General features: G+C 72.7%; 17 protein-coding genes and 1 pseudogene. 10 read left to right on the top strand and 8 right to left on the bottom strand.

Annotated features, from left to right (window positions below):
* Window positions 1-162: 162 nt before the first annotated feature.
* Together FGW37_RS34230 and FGW37_RS28450 are read right to left on the bottom strand one after the other, a co-directional pair.
* A pseudogene (locus tag FGW37_RS34230) lies at window positions 163-459 on the bottom strand (transposase); the annotation flags it as partial.
* 298 nt (window positions 460-757) lie between these two features.
* Window positions 758-1,225, bottom strand: coding sequence for an anthrone oxygenase family protein (locus FGW37_RS28450; RefSeq protein ID WP_246430610.1), 468 nt, complete (start codon window positions 1,223-1,225; stop codon window positions 758-760).
* 331 nt (window positions 1,226-1,556) lie between these two features.
* On the opposite strand from FGW37_RS28450, the gene FGW37_RS28445 reads away from it, so the two are divergent.
* Entirely contained in the window at window positions 1,557-1,778 is a 222-nt protein-coding gene (locus tag FGW37_RS28445; protein ID WP_179083678.1) for a hypothetical protein, read from the top strand.
* Window positions 1,779-2,093: 315 nt separating this feature from the next.
* On the opposite strand, the gene FGW37_RS28440 is transcribed toward FGW37_RS28445, so the two are convergent.
* From FGW37_RS28440 to FGW37_RS28430, 3 genes are all read right to left on the bottom strand, one after another.
* Window positions 2,094-2,414 carry a hypothetical protein gene (locus tag FGW37_RS28440; RefSeq protein WP_179083677.1) on the bottom strand — a complete coding sequence of 107 codons (321 nt, stop codon included), beginning with the start codon at window positions 2,412-2,414 and terminating at the stop codon, window positions 2,094-2,096.
* Window positions 2,415-2,644: 230 nt separating this feature from the next.
* On the bottom strand, window positions 2,645-3,445 hold the full coding sequence (locus tag FGW37_RS28435; RefSeq protein ID WP_179083676.1) for a GNAT family N-acetyltransferase: 801 nt from the start codon (window positions 3,443-3,445) through the stop codon (window positions 2,645-2,647).
* 110 nt (window positions 3,446-3,555) lie between these two features.
* Window positions 3,556-5,085 (bottom strand): amino acid permease, encoded by a 1,530-nt coding sequence (locus tag FGW37_RS28430; protein WP_179083675.1) that lies wholly within the window; start codon window positions 5,083-5,085, stop codon window positions 3,556-3,558.
* Window positions 5,086-5,730: 645 nt separating this feature from the next.
* Here FGW37_RS28430 and gndA point away from each other — a divergent pair.
* From gndA to FGW37_RS28405, 5 genes are all read left to right on the top strand, one after another.
* Complete coding sequence (gene gndA / locus FGW37_RS28425; protein ID WP_179083674.1) at window positions 5,731-7,191, top strand: NADP-dependent phosphogluconate dehydrogenase; 1,461 nt, start codon at window positions 5,731-5,733, stop codon at window positions 7,189-7,191.
* 245 nt (window positions 7,192-7,436) lie between these two features.
* Window positions 7,437-7,934 (top strand): DUF6643 family protein, encoded by a 498-nt coding sequence (locus FGW37_RS28420; RefSeq protein WP_179083673.1) that lies wholly within the window; start codon window positions 7,437-7,439, stop codon window positions 7,932-7,934.
* Between the two features lie 138 nt (window positions 7,935-8,072).
* On the top strand, window positions 8,073-8,906 hold the full coding sequence (locus tag FGW37_RS28415; RefSeq protein ID WP_179083672.1) for an MOSC domain-containing protein: 834 nt from the start codon (window positions 8,073-8,075) through the stop codon (window positions 8,904-8,906).
* Window positions 8,907-9,018: 112 nt separating this feature from the next.
* Window positions 9,019-9,666 (top strand): Rv1733c family protein, encoded by a 648-nt coding sequence (locus tag FGW37_RS28410; RefSeq protein WP_425506604.1) that lies wholly within the window; start codon window positions 9,019-9,021, stop codon window positions 9,664-9,666.
* Window positions 9,667-9,772: 106 nt separating this feature from the next.
* Entirely contained in the window at window positions 9,773-12,202 is a 2,430-nt protein-coding gene (locus FGW37_RS28405; RefSeq protein WP_179083670.1) for a right-handed parallel beta-helix repeat-containing protein, read from the top strand.
* Here the strand turns inward: FGW37_RS28405 and FGW37_RS28400 are convergent.
* Window positions 12,172-14,418: a hypothetical protein gene (locus FGW37_RS28400; protein ID WP_246430869.1), complete on the bottom strand. Its 2,247-nt coding sequence runs from the start codon at window positions 14,416-14,418 to the stop codon at window positions 12,172-12,174. The two genes, FGW37_RS28405 and FGW37_RS28400, sit on opposite strands and share 31 nt — an antisense overlap.
* Window positions 14,419-14,758: 340 nt before the next feature.
* Between FGW37_RS28400 and FGW37_RS28395 the strand changes: the two genes are divergently transcribed.
* Window positions 14,759-15,619 carry a DeoR/GlpR family DNA-binding transcription regulator gene (locus FGW37_RS28395; protein WP_179083668.1) on the top strand — a complete coding sequence of 287 codons (861 nt, stop codon included), beginning with the start codon at window positions 14,759-14,761 and terminating at the stop codon, window positions 15,617-15,619.
* A 45-nt stretch (window positions 15,620-15,664) separates the two neighbouring features.
* Window positions 15,665-16,159 (top strand): SRPBCC family protein, encoded by a 495-nt coding sequence (locus FGW37_RS28390; RefSeq protein WP_179083667.1) that lies wholly within the window; start codon window positions 15,665-15,667, stop codon window positions 16,157-16,159.
* Between the two features lie 53 nt (window positions 16,160-16,212).
* On the opposite strand, the gene cds1 is transcribed toward FGW37_RS28390, so the two are convergent.
* Window positions 16,213-17,376 (bottom strand): L-cysteine desulfhydrase Cds1, encoded by a 1,164-nt coding sequence (cds1, locus tag FGW37_RS28385; protein ID WP_179084955.1) that lies wholly within the window; start codon window positions 17,374-17,376, stop codon window positions 16,213-16,215.
* A 144-nt stretch (window positions 17,377-17,520) separates the two neighbouring features.
* Here cds1 and FGW37_RS28380 point away from each other — a divergent pair, with 144 nt between their 5' ends.
* Window positions 17,521-17,853: a hypothetical protein gene (locus FGW37_RS28380; RefSeq protein WP_179083666.1), complete on the top strand. Its 333-nt coding sequence runs from the start codon at window positions 17,521-17,523 to the stop codon at window positions 17,851-17,853.
* A gap of 197 nt (window positions 17,854-18,050) precedes the next feature.
* The gene (locus FGW37_RS28375; RefSeq protein WP_179083665.1) at window positions 18,051-18,629 is read left to right on the top strand and encodes an ATP-binding protein; all 579 of its coding nucleotides are present in this window, start codon (window positions 18,051-18,053) and stop codon (window positions 18,627-18,629) included.
* 38 nt (window positions 18,630-18,667) lie between these two features.
* Here the strand turns inward: FGW37_RS28375 and FGW37_RS28370 are convergent, their stop codons facing one another.
* Window positions 18,668-18,862 carry a hypothetical protein gene (locus tag FGW37_RS28370; RefSeq protein WP_179083664.1) on the bottom strand — a complete coding sequence of 65 codons (195 nt, stop codon included), beginning with the start codon at window positions 18,860-18,862 and terminating at the stop codon, window positions 18,668-18,670.
* Window positions 18,863-18,915 lie beyond the last annotated feature (53 nt).

The raw sequence follows: 18,915 nt of genomic DNA, 5'->3' as shown, positions 1-18,915 counted from the left end.
CCGCAGCCGTCGGTGACGTCGCTTTACCGGGTGGCGACGATGCGCAGCACCTTGCCGAGGTCAGCGGACTTGTCGCCGGCGGCGCGCGGTACGGCGGCCGGCGCATTCTTCGCTTCGTCCTGCGGCGGTTCGCTGTCTCCTACTGATTCCCAATGTTGGTTGTCAACCCTGGTTGGTGGCTCGCTGCGAGCAGTTCAGCCCGGGGCGGGGTGGGGCGGTGGCGGAGTGGTTTCGAAGGTGCGGCCGTCGCGTATGAGGGCCGGCGACCTGGGCAGCCATGCAGAAGACCCGCATCAGGCGGCGGCAGTAGCGCCGGGGCCTGCGCATGTTGCCGCTGATGCGCCCGGAGTCCTTGGGGACCGGTGCCAGGCCGGCATCACCAGCCGGGCGGTCGGGGCTACCGAAGATGCTCATGTCGCCGCCGGTGTGGGCGATGAACTCGGCGCCCAGGACCGGACCGAGGTTTCGCCCCGCCCGCAGGTGCCGGCTCCTAGGGCCGCGATGGACGGGGCTCTTCCCACGCCTCAGCCACCGGCACGGGTGGGCATCCGGACGGCGAACAGGTGTCGTCTCCAGGACACGCCCCATCCTGAACACCACTGTCCGGGACCGGGGCTTCGGATGTCCCCGCCGACCTGGCGGGGTCGCCGGGCGCGCAGCGCCCCGCTCCACGGCTCACTTTCATACGCCATAGTCTCAGCGCCCGGGTGTGACGCGTAGGTCTGCCCAGCCTCGACCGGCACGTCCCGCCACAGGTTCAGTGTGCGAGGGCCGCGGCCACGAGGACGAAGGCGGCGACGGCGAACAGGGTCCGCACGCCGTGCAGGGCGTTCCACCGCCCCTCGAACGCTGTCCGGGCGGCCCGCTCGTCACCCTGGCCGCGCGAGGATTCCAGCGCATTGTTGAGGGGGACGTTGCCACCCGAGGTGATCAGGTGCCCGACCAGCGCGCAGAGAGCGGCGGCCCCCACGAGGACCGACCCGCTCCCATCACGCGCCTGGGGCGCCACGAAGAACGAGGCGGCCGGAAAGGCCAGCGAGCCGAGGAAGAGCAGCAAGAAGAGCGGGCCCGGCACATTTCGGTTCATCGCCCGCATGACGAGGGTGAACGAGGCAGCGTCGTCCACCTCCTTCATGGCGGGCATGACACCCGACAGAAAGGCGAGCATGTATCCGGCGTACAGCCCGGTGCAGATGAGGGAGAGGATCTCGAGAGTGTCCGACATGCCGGTCATCATCGCCGCCCCTCCCCTGTCTTCGCAGAAGTGTTCCGCGATTGCCGGGAACGGGTCCTCGGCGCTCTCGGAGAGTGGCCCCCGCCGGCGCCGGTCGCCGGTCAGTTCCGCAGGTGGTGTTGGCGGGCGATGACCAGGGCTCGGCAGCGGGCACGGACGGTGTGTTCGCCGTCGAGCCACTGGATGGCGGGGCCGGCGGGCTGGAGCAGGTCGCCCATGGCGGCTGCGACGTGGGCACAGTAGGCGAAGTCGTCGCCCGCGGTCGCCTCCTGCAGGCGGCCGATGTGGCCGTCAGGTCGTCCTATGCGCCGCGTACGGTGTGATGGAAGGCGAGGGCGGTCTCCAGCGGGGTGAACCAGGCGAGTCCGGTGACGGTGATCCCGGTGCGCAGGACGGTGGCGCGGTCGGTGACGTCGCGGTTGGTGCCGGCGTATCGGACGAGGGCGGCGACGTCGGCGTAGAGGGTGGTGGTGCGCTGGTCGAGTGGTTCGAGGAGCTGGTGGGCGAGCGCGAATTCTTCGTCGGCATGGACGGGGTCGGCTAAGGCGCAGGCCAGGGACAGGAGGGTCCGGGCGATGGCCCGCTCGCCCGGGGCGTCGTGATGCTCGGCCTCGGTGCGTGCCTTCGCGCATGCGGCGGGACGGCGCGGTCGATGTCGCCGTGAGGCAGGTGGATGTGACCCAGGACTTGATGGTGGCAGCCTTGCCGACCCAGGGTGGGGATGGCGGCAGGGGCGGTGGCGAAGTCGCTGCGGATGCGGGCGAGGCCGGCCAAGCCGCGGCGGGCGCGCGGGGCGAGCCGGGCTCCGGCGTCGGCGACCTGGTGCATGCCGTGTACGGCGTCGTCGGTGCGGCCGAGGTCATTGTGCGCTTTCGCCCGGTAGCACAGCGAGTTCGGTGAGTTCACCCGGCGGCAGGCCGGTGGTCAGGACGGCGGTGAGGCGCTCGGCGGTCCACTCGCGGTACTCGTGCTGGCGGCGGGCGATGGCGGCGAGGAGTTCCCCAGAGCATCGGCAGGCGTATCCGGGCCCGGCTGCGGGCCGGCGCCGGAGCCGGGATGGCGTGGGCGGGGCGAGGGGCTCCCAGACGGAGTCCTCGGTGTAGCCGAAGGCGGAGGCGGTGAGCCAGGCGAGGTCGCCGAGGTCGTGGTCGCGGGCCGGCGCAGGCCCTGATGCAGACACGCGATCAGGAGGCACGGCCGGGGATACGTGCGTGGGTCTCCTGCCACTGCCGACCGAGGGCGGCGAGGGCGCGTTCGGCTGCCCGGTGCCAGTCGGCGGGGGCCCAGCGGTTCTCGGTGTGGTCGTCGGCGGCGCGCGGCGCGCTGCGGATGGCGCCGTGGAAGCTAGGGGACCACCAGCACGCCTGAAATCAATAGGCGACACTGTCGCAAAAGAGCTGCCTCGCCGGATCAGCCTTTCAGATTGTAGAAGTGGATTGGTGTGTTTGGCCTGAACCCGATGCGCGGGTACACGGGGGCTCCGGCGGCGGTGGCGTGGAGCGTGGCGCGGGTCAGCCCGGTGGCCCGCGCACCTTCGTAGAGCGCCTTGCGGGTGACCGCTTCGCCGTAGCCGTTGCGCTGCCACTGCGGGTCCGTGGCGACGAATGCGACGAACAGGCGGCCTTGCGCTTCGACCGTGGCGGCGCAGGCCACTGGTTCGTCGCCTCGCATGGCCAGGTAGGCGTACACCTCGTTCTTCCAGAGCTCGGATCCGGCCAGGCCGTCGCGGCCCTCCTCCAAGGGGAACCCGTACGCGCGTGATTGGAGGTCGGCGTAGGCCCGCAGCTGCTCGTCGGTGCGCACGCGGGTGAACGTCAGGTCGGGGTGGGCCGGCTCGGGGATGGAGAGCAGGTCGCCGGCCATGCCCGTGCCGGGGAAGGCGTACTGGAGGCCGGCCTGCTCGGCTGTCGTTTCCAGCGCGGAGCGGGCCTCGTGGTCGAGGAGGTCTTCGAAGAGCCACAAGAAGCCCGGGTGCTTCTTCGTCCGCATGATGCCCGCGGCCTGATTCAGACGGTGCCTGACGAGCTCTGCTCCCGCTTCCGCCTCGGTCAAGGTGATGCAGTTGAAGAACCCGAACCGGCTGTCGGCCCAGCGGACAGCGATGCCCGGAAGGTCACGCACGTCCGCGTTCGGGTCGCGGTCGAGCACCATGGTCCGCCAGACCGTGGTGAGCTGCTGTACTGATTCGATGGATTCCGCGGAAACGGTCACGGTGCCTCCATGACGTGTTGTGTGTGGAGAGGTCCCTGAGCAGGTGGTGGATGTCTCTGGTGCCTCTGTGGCAGTAGGCACTCTGCTTGCGGCGTGCGGATGTGAGGTCATCAGCTGATGTTTTCGGCTTCTTCGGTCTGGCCGTGGGCGTTCGCCGTGCTGGAGCGGGGCACTCCGTAGGAGCGGCGTCCGAAGCGCCACCACAGGGCGGCCATGGCGAGGGCGACCAGCAAGGCGACGGGGGTGTAGTTGAAGCTCGTGGCGGTGACGGGGCTGGACTGCGGCAGGAGGAACAGCACTGTCACCCCGGCTGCCCAGAGCACTGCCACCCAGCCGATCGGCCGGCTCCAGCGGCCCAGGTGCCAGGGCCCGGGGGTGAACCGGTCCCGGTGGCGCAGTCGCAGCAGCACCGGGATGGCGTAAGCCGGGGTGAAACCCACGACGGAGATCGCGGTCACCGCTGAGAACGCCGTGGCGGAGTACAGGGACGGCAGGGCCAGTACGAAGGCGACACCGACGGCGAGCCGGACGGCGTTGGCCGGAATGGCCGTACGGCGGGTGACCTTCTGCCAGCGCGTCGAGCCGGGCAGGGCGCCGTCCCGGGCGAAGGCGTAGATCATGCGGCTGGCGGAGGCGGTGACGGTGTAGCCGCACAGGAACTGCGCGACGATGATCACCAGCAGCAACGCCTTCGCCGTCGCCACACCGAGAGCGTCCAGAAGGATCTGCGCCACCGGCACCCCGGTCTCGCTGGCCAGGGTCCCGCCATAGTCCTGGATGGCGAACAGCAAGGCGGCCAGCAGGATGCCGCCGGCGATCCAGGACACCGCCACCGAGCGGACGATGCCGCGCGCCGCGGCCACGGAAGCCCCACTGGTCTCCTCGCTCAGGTGGGCCGAGGTGTCGTAGCCGGCCAGGGCGAAGCACGGCAGCAGCGTGCCCAGCAGGATCACGTACACGGGGCTCGACCAGCCGGTGTTGTTGGTGAACTCGGAGAACACGAAGCCGGCCGGCTGGTGGTGAGAAGGGACGAGAGCCAGGGCACCGATGATGACGACGGCCCCGGCCAGGTGCCACCACGCGCTCAGGGAGGTCAGGACGTTCATCAGCCGGGTGCCGAAGAGATTCATGACCGCGTGCAGCGCGAGGATGACCGCGAAAAGGACAAGCAGGGACCCCGGCGTCGGCACGAAGCCGAACTGCAGGTTCGCCCAGGCGGCGGTGAAGGTCGCGATGCCGTAGTCCTGGGCCGCGATCCCACCGAGCAGCCCCAGAAGGTTGAGCCAGCCGGTGTACCAGCTCCACCGCTCACCGCCGAGCTGGCGGGCCATGTAGTACAGGCCACCGCTGGTGGGATAGCGGGAGGTGATCTCGGCCAGCGCCGCGGCCAGGCACAGCACCAGCGGCCCCACAGCGAGCCACCCCCACACCACCACCGCGGGCCCACCGCTGTTCAGGCCGTAGCCGAAAAGCAGCAGCGCCCCGGACATGATGGAGATGACCGACAGGGAAGCGGAGAAGTTGCCGAAGGCGCCCATGCGCCGGTGCAGTTGCTGGGTATAGCCGAGCTCCTTGAGTATGCGCTCGTCATCGTCCGGCGGCTCGGGCCGCTGCCATCGTGCATGTGCTGACCTACGCATCGAGGATCTCCGCACAGAGACAGGAAGGGGATAGGCGGCAGGGTGCGCTGGGCCGTCAGCGCGGCACGGCGGAGACCGCCCGCGGAGCCAACAGGTATTCACGGCCGTCCTCCCGCTTTCGGCGACGGTTGGAGCCACCGCCGGCAGGCCCTGCGGATCGCCTCGGACTCCTCCCACCACAGGTCAGAGTGGTGCGCGATGTACTGCGACGGAGCCAGGGTGGCGTAGTCGCCGACGTCCTGGAAGACGGCAGCCACTTCCTTCGGCCGCTGTGACCCGGTGGCCGGTGCAGGAGAAGGAGCGGCGAGCCGAGCGGCGCCCTGGAGACCGACCAGCGGGTGCAAGCCATTGCGACCGCCCGCCGGCTGAGATACACCGCCCCGATCGGTGACCGCACGCCTGGAGCCCTCGCTTGTCCGAGTCACACAATCGGACCACGGGCGCGGATGCCTCCGTCAGACAAGAAAGGTGACAAGTCCGAGGTCACCTCAGCGCATTCCCGGCCGCCTCCCCATGGCCGTGCCACGATGACCAGGTGATGCCCGGCGGCCTGGCGGGAAGGTCTTGATGTCCTCCGGCGTTGCCGCCTCGCACAAGCCTTACGCACAGCCTCACTGACGCACGTGACAGGAGTGGATCCCCGCAATGCCCAGCACCCCCTCCCCCGAGGCCACCGCACAGATCGGCGTCACCGGGCTCGCCGTCATGGGCAGCAACCTCGCCCGCAACTTCGCCCGGCACGGGCACACCGTCGCCCTCCACAACCGCACCTATGCCAAGACGAAGGCGCTCGTCGACGCGCACGGCCACGAGGGGGACTTCGTCCCGGCCGAGTCCGCCGAGGAGTTCGTCGCCGCCCTGCAGAAGCCGCGCCGGATCGTCGTCATGGTCAAGGCGGGCGACCCGACGGACGCCGTCATCGACGAGTTCGCCGCGCTCCTGGAGCCCGGTGACGTCATCATCGACGGCGGCAACGCCCACTTCGCCGACACCCGCCGCCGCGAAAAGGCCCTGCGCGAGAAGGGCATCCACTTCGTCGGCGCCGGCATCTCCGGCGGCGAGGAAGGCGCGCTCAACGGGCCCTCCATCATGCCCGGCGGATCGGAGGAGTCCTACAAGTCCCTCGGGCCACTGCTCGAAAGCATTGCAGCCAAGGCGAAGGACGGCACGCCCTGCTGCACCCACATCGGGCCCGACGGCGCCGGACACTTCGTCAAGATGGTGCACAACGGCATCGAGTACGCCGACATGCAGCTCATCGCCGAGGCGTACGACCTGCTGCGTGACGTCGCGGGCTACGACCCGGCCCGGATCGCGGAGACCTTCCGGACCTGGAACACCGGCCGCCTGGACTCGTATCTGATCGAGATCACCGCCGAGGTGCTGTCCCACACGGACGCCGCCACCGGCCGCCCGTTCGTGGACGTGGTGGCCGACGAGGCCGAGCAGAAGGGCACCGGCCGCTGGACGGTGCAGACCGCGCTGGACCTCGGGATCCCCGTCTCGGGCATCGCCGAAGCCGTCTTCGCCCGTTCCCTGTCCGGGCACGGCGACCTGCGCCGGGCCGCGCGCGAACTGCCCGGACCCGGGCGGGAGTCCCTCTCCCCGGAGGCCGCGGAGGAGTTCGCCGCCCGGGTCGAGGAGGCGCTGTACGCGTCGAAGGTCGTCTCGTACGCCCAGGGCTGGAACATGATCGCCGCGGCGGGCGCCGAGTACGGCTGGGACATCGACCTCGGTGCGGTGGCCGCCATCTGGCGCGGCGGCTGCATCATCCGGGCCGCGTTCCTCGACCGCATCCGCGCCGCGTTCGCCGCCGACCCGCAACTGCCCACCCTGCTGGCCGACAAGGGGTTCGCCGACGAGGTCGGGCGGGCGCAGGACGCCTGGCGCACGGTCGTCGCCACCGCGGTCGGCCGCGGCGTGCCCACCCCGGGCTTCTCGGCGGCGCTCGCGTACTACGACGCCCTGCGGGCGGAGCGGCTGCCCGCGGCCCTCACCCAGGGGCAGCGCGACTTCTTCGGTGCCCACACCTACCGGCGCACGGACCGCGAGGGGTCGTTCCACACGCTGTGGGGCGGCGACCGCCGCGAGGAGCAGACCGACTGAAGGGTGTGGAGCCGACCGGCCGGAGGGGCGGAGGTGACCAGCCGGAGGGGGCGGAGGCGGCCGCCCGAAAGGGGAGGAACGGGCCAACTGGGCGGAGAGCGCGCCGCGATACCCCGGATGGCCGTACGTAGGGATGTGTCCCGCCTTGTCGGTTCTGTCCTGACCTGCGTCTTTGCAGGTCAGGGAATTGTTAGTGCCGACCTTGGCGTAGACCGCGCGAGGGACGTGGGCTTAACTTATGCGCTATGACCTCCCCCCGCAGCACCTACGGCGGCGGCTACTACGCCTCGTCGTCGTTCCCGGACACCCCGATTTACGACAGCCTCGTCGCCGAGCGGGGGACCCCGCAGATCGCCCCGATCCGCGTGTCGTCCCCGTACGACGGCGGCGGCAGCAACCTGCCCGCGCTCCCGGCGCTGCCTTCCGGCCCGTCCGGGGCGCAGTCCCATCAGGCCCCGCAGCCGTCCTACGGCGGTCAGGGCGGCGCGCCGTACGGCTATCCCGCGCCCGGCCCGCAGCAGCCCTCGGGGCTGCAGCAGGCGGCCGCGCCGTACATCCCGCAGCAGCAGCCTCCGCGGGCCTACCCGGCCCCGCAGCCGCAGCAGTACCAGCAGCAGCGGCCGGGAGGGGCGCCGGCCGGTCCGGCCGGATATGACGCGATGCGCCCGGTCGCGCCCCGCCCGGCGACCGCGCAGTACGAGGATCCGTACAACCGTCAGTATCCCAATCAGGGGGGTTACTGACCGTTCGAACCGATGTGACTGCTCTGCCGGGTTCCGCGGGGCGGCCCGGCGACGAGGTCCGGCGGCAGGTGCGGGGGTCCCGCCGCGGTGCGCGGAGGTATTCGTTCAACCGCCCGATCAGGGTGGCAAGATGACCGTATGTCCACGCCTGTGCTGACCGCGGTCCACTTCTACCCCGTCAAGTCGCTGGCGGGGTGCGCCGTGCGCGAGGCGGCCGTGGAGCCATGGGGTCTGTCCGGGGACCGCCGGTGGATGCTGGCCGGCCCCGACGGCATGATGATCACCCAGCGGCAGCAGCCGAGGCTCGCGCTGGCCTCGGCGCAACCGCTCCCCGGCGGCGGCGTCCGGCTCGCCGCGCCCGGGGCGGATCCGCTGGACGTCGCCGTGCCCGGCCCCGTGGAAGCGGGCGGCACGGTCACGGTGCAGGTGTTCCGGGACAAGATCGAGGCGGTTCCCGCCGGGGCCGCCGCCGATGCGTGGGCCAGTGCGTTCCTGGGGTTCGAGGCCCGGCTCTTCCACATGGACGAGCCGGCGGCCCGCCGCGGCATCGACCCCGCATTCTCCCGTCCCGGCGAGACCGTGAGCTTCGCCGACGGCTTTCCCCTGCTGGTGACCACCCTCGCCTCGCTCGACGCCCTCAACGCGCTCATCGCCGGCGGCGACCTGCCCGGCGAAGGCCCGCTGCCCATGGACCGCTTCCGGCCGAACGTGGTGATCGGCGGCACCGAGGCGTGGGCGGAGGACGACTGGCGGCGCGTGCGGATCGGCGAAGTGACGTTCCGGGCGGTCAAGCCCTGCGGCCGGTGCGTCGTCACCACGACCGACCAGCACACGGCCGAGCGCGGCAAGGAGCCCCTGCGCACGCTCGCCCGGCACCACCGGATCGGCGGCAAGGCCGTGTTCGGCAAGAACCTCATCCCCGAGCACACCGGGACCCTGCGCGTGGGCGACGACGTCGAGATCCTCGACTGAGCCCCCGCACTCCCCCGCCCCCTCCCTGCCGCCCGCCACCCGTCAACGCACGGCCCCGAACGGCATCCGGAGGGGGTGATTTTGCTCTCTCCGCCGTCTTCCTCCGCATGCGATGCCCTGTGTGAGGTATTTACGGACCCGGAAGGGGGTGAGCATGGTGCGCGCTACGGCACTCGCATGGCGATGGCGGCGCAATCCCCTGCGTCGCCGGACCGATGTCCTGGAATCCTGGGTGGGATTGGCCGCCGTGGTGCTCATGCTGCTCGCGGGCCCGGTCACCGGCTGGGTGACGGGGTCGCTCGCCCACGACGCCCTGCGGCACACGGTCCGCGAACAGCACCGGCACCGGCACCTGGTGACGGCGACGACGGTGCGGGCCCTGCGCGGCAGGCCCGCCGAGACCGACCGCGAGGCCACCGCGAGCCGCGACGGACACCATCGGGTGGTCGCCCGGTGGTCCGGCCCGGACGGCAAGGAGCGCTCCGGCGTCGTCTCGGTGCGCCATCCCACGCGCCCCGGGCAGCCGTTCCCGCTGTGGACGGACGACCACGGACGGCTCTCGGGCCGCCCGTTGGACTACGACACGGCCGCCATCCACGCCGGACTGGCGGGCGCCGGAGCGGCCACCGTCGCCTGCGGGCTGGTGGAGGCGGTGCGCCGGCTGGTCGTATGGCGGCTCATGCAGCGGCGGTACGCCCGCTGGGACCGCGCGTGGGAACGCGCCGGGCAGACCTGGGGACGGGCGGACGCAGGCAGCTGACCGGTCAACTCCCGGGGCCCGCGCGCGCTACGGTGGCTACGGTGACCGGCGCGCTACCGGCCGGCCCCGGGTGAACGCACGCACGAGGTGGGGGCACAGCAGCACCATGGCAGAGGGCTCCGTCCAGGTGACGCATACCGGCACGTCGCGTTGGCGGCGGCGCACGGGCGAGTACGACTCCCTCGCCTCGGCTCTGGCAGCGGCGGTGGACGGGGACGTGCTGTCCGTCGCCCCCGGCACCTACCGGGAGAACCTGGTCGTCACCCGCGCGGTGACCCTGCGCGGCGTGGAGGGCTCGCGCGGCAGCGTGCGCATCGCGCCCGCCGACGGAGTGGCCCTGACCGTACGGGCGTCCGCGGGGCTGCAGGACCTGCACATCGAGGGAAACGACGCCGCGGCCCCCGCGCTCGTCGTCGAGGACGGGGCGCCGGAGCTGGCCGGCCTGCGGATCGTGGCGCGCTCGGCGGTGGGCATCGAGGTGCGCGGCGGCTCCCGGCCCACCGTGCGCCACTGCACCGTCGACAACGCCGGCGGCGTCGGCATCAGCGTGGTGGACGGCTCGGGCGGCGTCTTCGAGGACTGCGAGGTGGTGGCCGCCGGGCAGTCGGGGTTCGCGGTGCACGGCGGGGCGCATCCGCGCCTGGAGCGCTGCCGGGTGCACCACGCCTCGGGCGAGGGCCTCTCGCTCACGGGCGAGGGCAGTTCGCTGGAGGCGGTCGGCTGCGAGGTGTACGAGGTGCGGGGGGCCGGGGTGCAGGTGGCCTCCCGGGCGGCCGGCCGGCTGACCGACTGCCGCGTGCACCGCACGTCCGGCGACGGGGTGCGGCTGGACACGGACGCCGTGCTCTCGCTGGTCGACTGCGACATCCACGACGTGCCGGAGAACGGGGTGGACCTCAGGTCCCGTTCGGTGCTGTCGATGACGCGCTCGGCGGTGCGCCGGTTCGGGCGCAACGGCCTGTCCGTGTGGGACCCGGGCACGCGCGTGGACGCCGATCTGTGCGAGATCCACGACAGCAAGGGCGACTATCCGGCGGTGTGGATCAGCGACGGGGCGACGGTCTCCCTCGGCTCCTGCCGGGTGCACGACGTGCCGGACGCTCTGTTCGTCCTGGACCGCGGCTCGCATGTGGACGTGGTCGACAGCGACCTCGCCCAGGTCCGCCACACGGCCGTCTCGGTGAGCGACGGGGCGACGGCCCGGCTCGCGGGCTGCCGGATCCGCGAAGTGGGTACGGGCGCGTGGTTCCGTGACCACGGCAGCGGCGGCTCCATGGCCGGCTGCACCATCGACGCCGCGGCGACCGGCGTCATCGTCACCAAGGGGGCCGACCCCACCGTCGAGCAGTGCACGGTGAGTTCGCCCGTGGAGGCGGGCTTCTACGTCTCGGCCGGGGGCCGGGGCACGTTCCACGAGTGCCGGGTGACGGGCAGCGGCGGCTACGGCTTCCACGTCATCGACGGCTGCAGGTCGACCCTCACCCGCTGCCGCACGGAGCGCTGCGAGCGCGGGGGTTACGAGTTCGCGGAGGCCGGCCCGGTCAGCGAGGGCTGTACGAGCGACGAGGCGGTGACGTCCGCGGCGGTCGCGGCGGTGCCCTCCGGGGCGGCGGGCGGCGGGAGATCGGTCGTGACGGCCGTCCCGCGGGCGGCGGTGCTGCCGGTGGCCGTGCCGGTGCAGCGCTCGGCCGAAGAGGTGCGGCCCGCGGCCGTCCCGGAGGGCGCGCGGGCCTCGGCGACGGTGCTGCGCGAACTGGACGCCCTGGTGGGTCTGGAGAGCGTCAAGAAGGAGGTCCGTGCCCTCACGGACATGATCGAGGTCGGTCGGCGCCGGCAGCTGGCCGGGCTGAAGGCCGCCTCGGTGCGCCGGCACCTGGTCTTCACGGGCTCTCCCGGCACGGGCAAGACGACGGTGGCCCGCCTCTACGGCGAGATCCTCGCCTCGCTCGGGGTGCTGGAGCGCGGCCATCTGGTGGAGGTCTCCCGCGTGGACCTGGTGGGTGAGCACATCGGCTCGACGGCCATCCGCACCCAGGAGGCGTTCGACCGGGCCCGCGGGGGCGTGCTGTTCATCGACGAGGCGTACGCGCTCGCCCCCGAGGACTCGGGGCGGGACTTCGGCCGGGAGGCCATCGACACGCTGGTGAAGCTGATGGAGGACCACCGGGACGAGGTCGTGGTGATCGTCGCCGGCTACACCGACGAGATGGACCGCTTCCTGACGGTCAATCCCGGGGTGGCCTCGCGCTTCTCACGCACCATCACCTTCGACGACTACGCGCCGGAGGAGCTGCTGCGCATCGTGCAGCAGCAGGCGGACGAGCACGAGTACCGGATCGGGGCCGGGGCGTCCGAGGCGCTGCTGCAGTACTTCACGGACATCCCCAGGGGGCCGGCGTTCGGCAACGGCCGTACGGCCCGGCAGACGTTCGAGGCGATGGTCGAGCGGCACGCGGGCCGGGTGGCGCAGCTGACCGACCCGAGCACCGACGACCTCACCCTGCTCTACGCCGAGGACCTGCCCGCGCTGCCCTGACGGGGCACCGGTATCCAGGCGGCGAGGCGGGCCAGCAGGGCCGCGCGGGTCCGGGCGAACTCGGGGTCGGACTGGTAGTGGGAGTGGCCGAGGATGGCCGCGGGCAGCGGGTGCTCGGCCGTACGGCCGTAGGCGAGGGGGTCCTTGAGGGGGCCGCGGTCCACGGCGGTGGTGGCGGGGACCTCGCCGGGCAGGCGGACGGGGCCTCCGATGGGGTCCGTGAGCCGCCACAGATTGCACCAGCAGTGGATGTCGTCGTGCAGCGCGGCGAGCTTCACGGGACCGAAGTAGGCGGGGAACCAGCGTCCGTAAAGGCGCTCCAGGGGCGATCCGTAGGTGAGCAGCGCGACCCGGCCGCGGGTGACGGCGGGCAGCTGCCAGACGGCGGCCGCGGCGAGGACGCTGCCCTGGGAGTGGCCGGAGATGACGAGCCGGCCGCCGGTGCGCTCGGTCCAGGTCCGCATCCGCCAGGTGAGGTCCGGGACGGCGCGCTCCGCGTAGCAGGGCGGGGCGAAGGGGTGGGCGGCGCGCGGCCAGAAGGTGCCGACGTCCCAGAGGATGCCCACGGTGCGGCGGGCGGCGGGGTCGCGGTAGGCGCGGCGGCCCCAGGCGATCAGCAGGACGAAGCCGAGGCCGACGCACCAGGATCCGAGCGCCTGGGCGGTCTGCGCGACGTCCTCGACGATGCGGGTGGTGCCGGCGGCGGCCCGTCCCGGCACGTCGTGCGTGCTCCAGGCTCCGGCGACCGCACCGCCGCCGAGGAGGAGCGTGAGGCCGGCGACCGTGCCGAGGACCCAGGGGGCGGCGTCGGTGAGGCCGGCGCGGGCGACGGTGCCGGCGATGGCACGGGTGCGCGCCCGGTCGTGGCCTTCGCCGGGATAGCCGTCGGGGACGGTGCGGCACAGGCGCTCGCGCAGGCGCAGGGTGCGCACCACGAGGACGAGGAGCAGCAGGAACAGGACCGCGAGGAGCGGCGGGATGACGGACGCCTGCCAGGTGAGCAGGGGCGGTGGTCCGCCGATCGGGCCGTCGCCCATGCCGGGGGTGGCCGGGCCGTCGAGCCAGTCGGCGACGCGCTGGGCCACGCCTGCGGTCATGACGCCGCCGAGGGCGCAGGCAAGGGTGGCGACGGCGGGGCCCGCGAGCCCTCCCAGGGGTGTCCGCTCGGCGGGGGCGGCGCGGTGCAGGCGGCGGGCGGCGAAGGCGAGGAGGAGGACGAGGGCGCCCTGGCCGAGGGCGATCAGGCCGAAGACGCGGTCGCCGGGGAGCATGCCGCGGGACTGCCAGCCGGGCCGGTCCCAGGCGGCGTAGGCGGCGGCGAGCAGGAGCAGGCCGAGCGCGGTGAAGGGCAGGGCGGCGACGGTGAACCGGTCGAGGGTGTCGTCGGGGGCGCCTTCGCTGCGGCCCCGGCGGCAGACGGCGTGGACGACGTACACGGAGGCAGCGGCCAGGACGGCGACGAGGGCCCACCCCAGGGCGTCGAGCGCGGCGCTGCCGCCGGGTGCGCGGTCGTGGCGGGAGGCGGCCTGGGCGAGGAAGGCGGCGACGGTGAGCAGGGCGGCGGCCGTGTGGGCGGCGCGCAGGCGGGCGACGATGCGCCGCCCGTACCAGAAGCCGGGCAGGCACAGGGCGGGGCGGCCGCCGGCCGTGCGGGTGTCCTCGTCGGAGCCGGCACGGGCGGGGGCCTGGGCTTCGTAGGCGCTCCAGGTGCGGCGGGAGAGGAGCCAGAGCAGGCCGGTCAGGGCCGTGGGCGCGGCGGCGGCGAGGGCGAGCCTGCGGCCGGGCGGGCTCCACCAGCCGTGCCGGTCGGCCGACATGAAGCCGAGCCAGGCCTTGCCCGAGGAGCACGCGTGTGTGCCCGCGCACTGCCATGCCGTCAGGTCGAGGGCCACCTCGCAGGCTGCGGCGGTGAGCAGCACGGTGAGGGTGAGGGCGACGAGCCGCACCAGCAGGCCGTAGGCCCGGACGGTGCAGGGGCGGCCCTCGGAGGTGGGGCGCATCCAGTGCGCGAGGTTGATGACCATGAAGGGCAGCAGCATCAGCCACAGGGCGCGGGAGCCGTCGCCGGAGGTGAGGTTGGACCAGACGTAGGCCTCCCGGACCGGTTCGCTCCGGTGGTCGCCGGGGCGGGTCTCCGCGTCGAGGTCGGCAACGCGGCGGTGGATGCCGGCGGTGCCGTCCCCCGTGACGCGCTCGGTGCGCGGATCGCCCAGCATGGCCTGCGGCGTGGCGCCGCCGACTCCGTGCACGAGCAACTCCAGGGCGAGCTCCGGGGCGTTCGCCGGCGGGGCTTTCGCCGCTAAGGCTTCCTCCTGCCCCTGACCGGGCGCTTCCGCCGCTTGCCTGTGCGGTCGTTCCTCCGGTGCCACCGCGTCCCCCCGATGCCGGTGTGGTTCTCCCTCCACCAGCATGGTGCCGGTGGGCACTGACAATCGGCCGCAGCCGGTGGGCGAAGCCCAATCGTGATCCGGCCGAACGGAGACGATCGCCGGCGCGGCTCGCGTGGGAGGATGAGCGCGCACGACTGCCGGTGGCTGACCGGAAAGGACGGGCCGGGTGAGCGACAACCAGAATCTCCTGGCGGAGCAGCGGCGTGCGCTGATCCTCGACGAGGTCAGGAGGCGCGGTGGGGTGCGGGTCAACGAACTGACGCGGAGGCTCAATGTCTCGGACATGACGGTCCGTCGCGACCTCGACGCCCTGGCCCGGCTGGGCGTGGTGGAGAAGGTGCACGGCGGTGCGGTGCCGGTCGCGGAGGCGACGACACACGAGCCCGGGTTCGAGGCGAAGTCGGCGCTGGAGCTGGCCGCCAAGGAGGACATCGCGCGGGCGGCGGCGCGGATGGCTCCACCGGGCAGTGCGATAGCCCTGGCCGGCGGGACAACGGTGTTCGCGCTGGCCCAACGGCTGGTGGACGTACCGGATCTGACGGTGGTGACGAATTCGGTGCGGGCGGCCGACGTCTTCCACAGTGCGCAGCGGCCGGTGACGGCCGCGGGTCCGTCGGCCCGGCCGGGGGCGGCGACGGTGGTGCTGACGGGCGGGGTGCGTACGCCTTCGGACACGCTGGTGGGGCCCGTCGCGGACGCGGCGATCCGCTCCTTGCACTTCGACGTGCTGTTCATCGGGGTGCACGGCATCTCCGCAGAGGCGGGCCTGTCGACTCCGAACCTGGCGGAGGCGGAGACCAACCGGCACTTCGTGCGGTCGGCGCGGCGCGTGGTGGTCCTCGCTGACCACACCAAGTGGGGCACGGTGGGGCTCAGTTCGTTCGCCCTGCTGGACGAGGTGGACGCGCTCGTCACGGATGCGGGGCTGCCGGAGACGGTGCGGCGGGAGATCGCCGAGAGGTTACCGGAGCTCGTGGTGGCGGATGCTTCCGGTGACTCCACCACATGCGACGGCGTGCGGGGCTAAGGTATCGGCACCCGGCAGGCCGCCGACCCTTTGGGGGTTCTCTCGATGGTGTACCGACTGCGCCCGGTGGGGCTGGACTTCGTCGCGAACGCACCGCTGCGGGTGGTTCTTGCCTCCCGTACGGCGGCCGCGCCGGAGGAGGTCTTCCGGGCGCTGGCACTGGACGTTCCGGGCTGGACGCGCTGGTTCCGTGCGGTGACGCTGGCGCGGCCCGTGCAGCGGTCCGGGTGCGAGGGCCGGGAGGTGCATCTGCTGGGCGGGGTGCGCTTCATGGAGACGGTGATGGCGGCCGAGCCCTCGCACCGGTACGCGTACCGCATCGACGTGACGAACGTGCCCGGGGTGCGGGCGATGCTGGAGGAGTGGCAGCTGCTGCCCTCGGGGACGGGCACGGTGGTCCGGTGGACGGTGGCGCTGGACGCTCCCGCTGCGGTGCGGCTGCTGGTGACGCTGGGGCGGCCGGGGCTCAGGCATGCCTTCCGTGACGCGCTGCTGACGCTCGACCGGCGCCTGGCGGCGATGCGGGGCGGCACGCGCTGACGGCGGCCGCCCGGCACGGGCGGCGGGTGGTGTGTGGCGAGTGGCGGGCAGTGTCAGTCCGGCCAGTGCCCCGTGGCCAGGAACGTGGTGATGGCGGCGGCGTACGGTCCGATGTCCATGCCCTGTTCGGCGAGCCAGGCGTCGGAGTAGTACGTGTCGAGGTAGCGCTCCCCCGGGTCGCAGAGGAGGGTGACGATGCTGCCCTTGGAGCCGTTGCCGGCCATCTCGGCGACGATCTTGAGGGCGCTCCACAGCCCCGTGCCGGTGGAGCCGCCCGCCCTGCGGCCGATGGCCTGCTCCAGGGCGCGGACGGCGGCGATGCTCGCGGCGTCCGGCACCTTCATCATCCGGTCGATCACGCCCGGCATGAAGCTCGGTTCCATACGCGGCCGGCCGATGCCCTCGATCCGCGAGCCGCGCTCGCCGGTCACCGCGGGGTCGTGGTTCTTCCAGCCCTCGAAGAAGCAGGAGTACTCGGGGTCGGCGACGCAGATGCGGGTGTCGTACTGCATGTAGCGCACGTAGCGGGCGATGGTCGCGGAGGTGCCGCCGGTGCCCGCGGTGGCGACGATCCAGGCGGGCACGGGGTGGCGTTCGCGGCGCAGCTGGCTGTAGACCGATTCCGCGATGTTGTTGTTGCCGCGCCAGTCGGTGGCCCGTTCGGCGTAGGTGAACTGGTCCATGTAGTGGCCGCCGGAGCGCTCGGCGAGCAGGGCGGCTTCCGCGTACATCTTGCGGGGGTCGTCCACGAAGTGGCACCGGCCGCCGTGGAACTCGATGAGCCGGGCCTTCTCCCGGCTGGTGGTGCGGGGCATGACGGCCACGAACGGCACGCCGATCAGGCTGGCGAAATAGGCTTCGGAGACCGCCGAAGAGCCGCTGGACGCCTCGACGACGGGGGCTTCGGGGCGGATCCAGCCGTTGCAGAGCCCGTGCAGGAAGAGCGAGCGGGCGAGGCGGTGCTTGAGGCTTCCGGTGGGGTGGGTGGACTCGTCCTTGAGGTAGAGGTCGATGCCCCACTCCTCGGGCAGGGGGAAACGCAGCAGGTGGGTGTCGGCCGAACGGTTCGCGTCGGCCTGGACCTTGCGGACCGCTTCGGCGAGCCAGGCGCGGTAGGCGGGGTCGCTGCGGTCGACGTCGAGGGTGGGGGCGGGGCCTGCCGGGGAGGCGGCCGGGTCCGGGCCGAGGGCCGCCCCGCCCGCGTCCCCCGGGTCCACGGTGCCGTTCACGCCGCTCCTCCCGTTCCATCCGGGCCCATGCGGAGCACTCGGACCTTTCGATCATAAATGGGCACTGGTGCGTGAGCCGCCTCACAGGCAGACTGCGCACGAGCACACGAATCGGCCGGGGAGGCGGTTGGCGTGGCGGAGCCGGAGTTCACCGCGACCGGGGTGCGGATCGAGCGATCCCTTCGCTCGCTCACCCGGGCGGGCCAGGTCAAGATCAGGGACGGCAGGCTGGAGCTGCTCACCAGCTACGGCCGGGAGATCGACAGCGCCCCCCTGGGGTCGGTCCAGGCGAGCAAGCCGTGGTTCTCCGGCCGGGACCGCGCCCGGGCGACCGTGAACGGCACGCGCTACCTGCTCACCCTGGGCCGGCTGGAGGACGCACCGGAGGAGGCGTCGGGGGAGGCCGCCGTCCGGCGGTTTCTGGAGGCCGTCCGCTCCGGACGCCATGGTGACGCCAGGGGCTGAGGGTGCAGAAGTTGCGCTTCCGGCTGCGGGAGCCGACCCTTGATTCGTACCAGCATCACTGAGGGTTCACCGGTGGCTACGCTCTGGACATCAGCCGCCGCCCGGCTCGGCAGCCACCTCCGCCGGCCCGGCCCCAGCGCGTGCCAGAACGCCCTTCTGCATCAGGCTAGCCCTACTTCTTCCAGGGAGTCGCAGCCGTGATCAGCCGACCGAACAAGCACTGCACCGTAGAGCTCCAGGCTCTTCCGCCGCGGATCGGCCAGGTCCGCAGAATCGTATCTGCGCAACTGCGGTACTGGAATCTCGATCCGCTCATCGACCCCGCGGCGCTCTGTGTCACCGAACTCCTGACCAACGTGCACCAGCATGCCGAGCCGGACAAACGCTGCACGGTCGAGATCGACCTCGTACTGGACCGGCTCACCGTCTCGGTCCGCGATCACGACCCGCGGCTGCCCCGTCTCGCGGACCCGGACGCCGGCAGCACCCACGGCCGCGGTCTCGCCCTGATCGCGGCCGTCAGCGACAGCTGGGGCGTCCAGGAGCGCCACGACGGCGGCAAGGTCGTCTGGTTCTCGCTGCCCGTACCCGAGCCGGCCGCCGGTGTCCGGCAGACCCGGGACGACCGGACGACGGTCACGTTCGAACAGCCCGTCCCGGCCCTCCCGCCGCTGGAGGAGCCCGCGTTCGACGAACCCGCCGCCGCCCGCAGGCCGGCCGCGGTGCTCGACCGCTCCCCCGTCCGCTCCCCTGTCCGCTCCGCCGTTCCCGGCTGACCGGACGGGGGTCCCCACCCCGGGCGGGTGCGCGGTGCTCACTCCGCCGCGACGGCGCGCAGGACGTCCAGGCGCGCCGCCCGCCGGGCGGACCGCGGCCCCGGCACGGAGAAGGCGGCGGTGCCCGTGGCCCGGACGAGGGCCCGGACGAGGGCCCGGCCGAGGAAGCCGGCGAGCACCGGACCGCCGGCCGTTCCGAACGCGGTGGCCGGCACCGGCTCCCAGCGGGTCATCGCGCGCAGTCGCCCGCGGGCCCGTCCCACCCGCCCGCAGCAGGCCCGGCTCG

The organism is Streptomyces rectiverticillatus (assembly GCF_013394065.1).
Classification (GTDB): Bacteria; Actinomycetota; Actinomycetes; order Streptomycetales; family Streptomycetaceae; genus Streptomyces; species Streptomyces rectiverticillatus.
The sequence above is the reverse complement of the archived record's forward strand: the minus strand, read 5'-3'. Positions and strand labels throughout refer to the sequence as shown.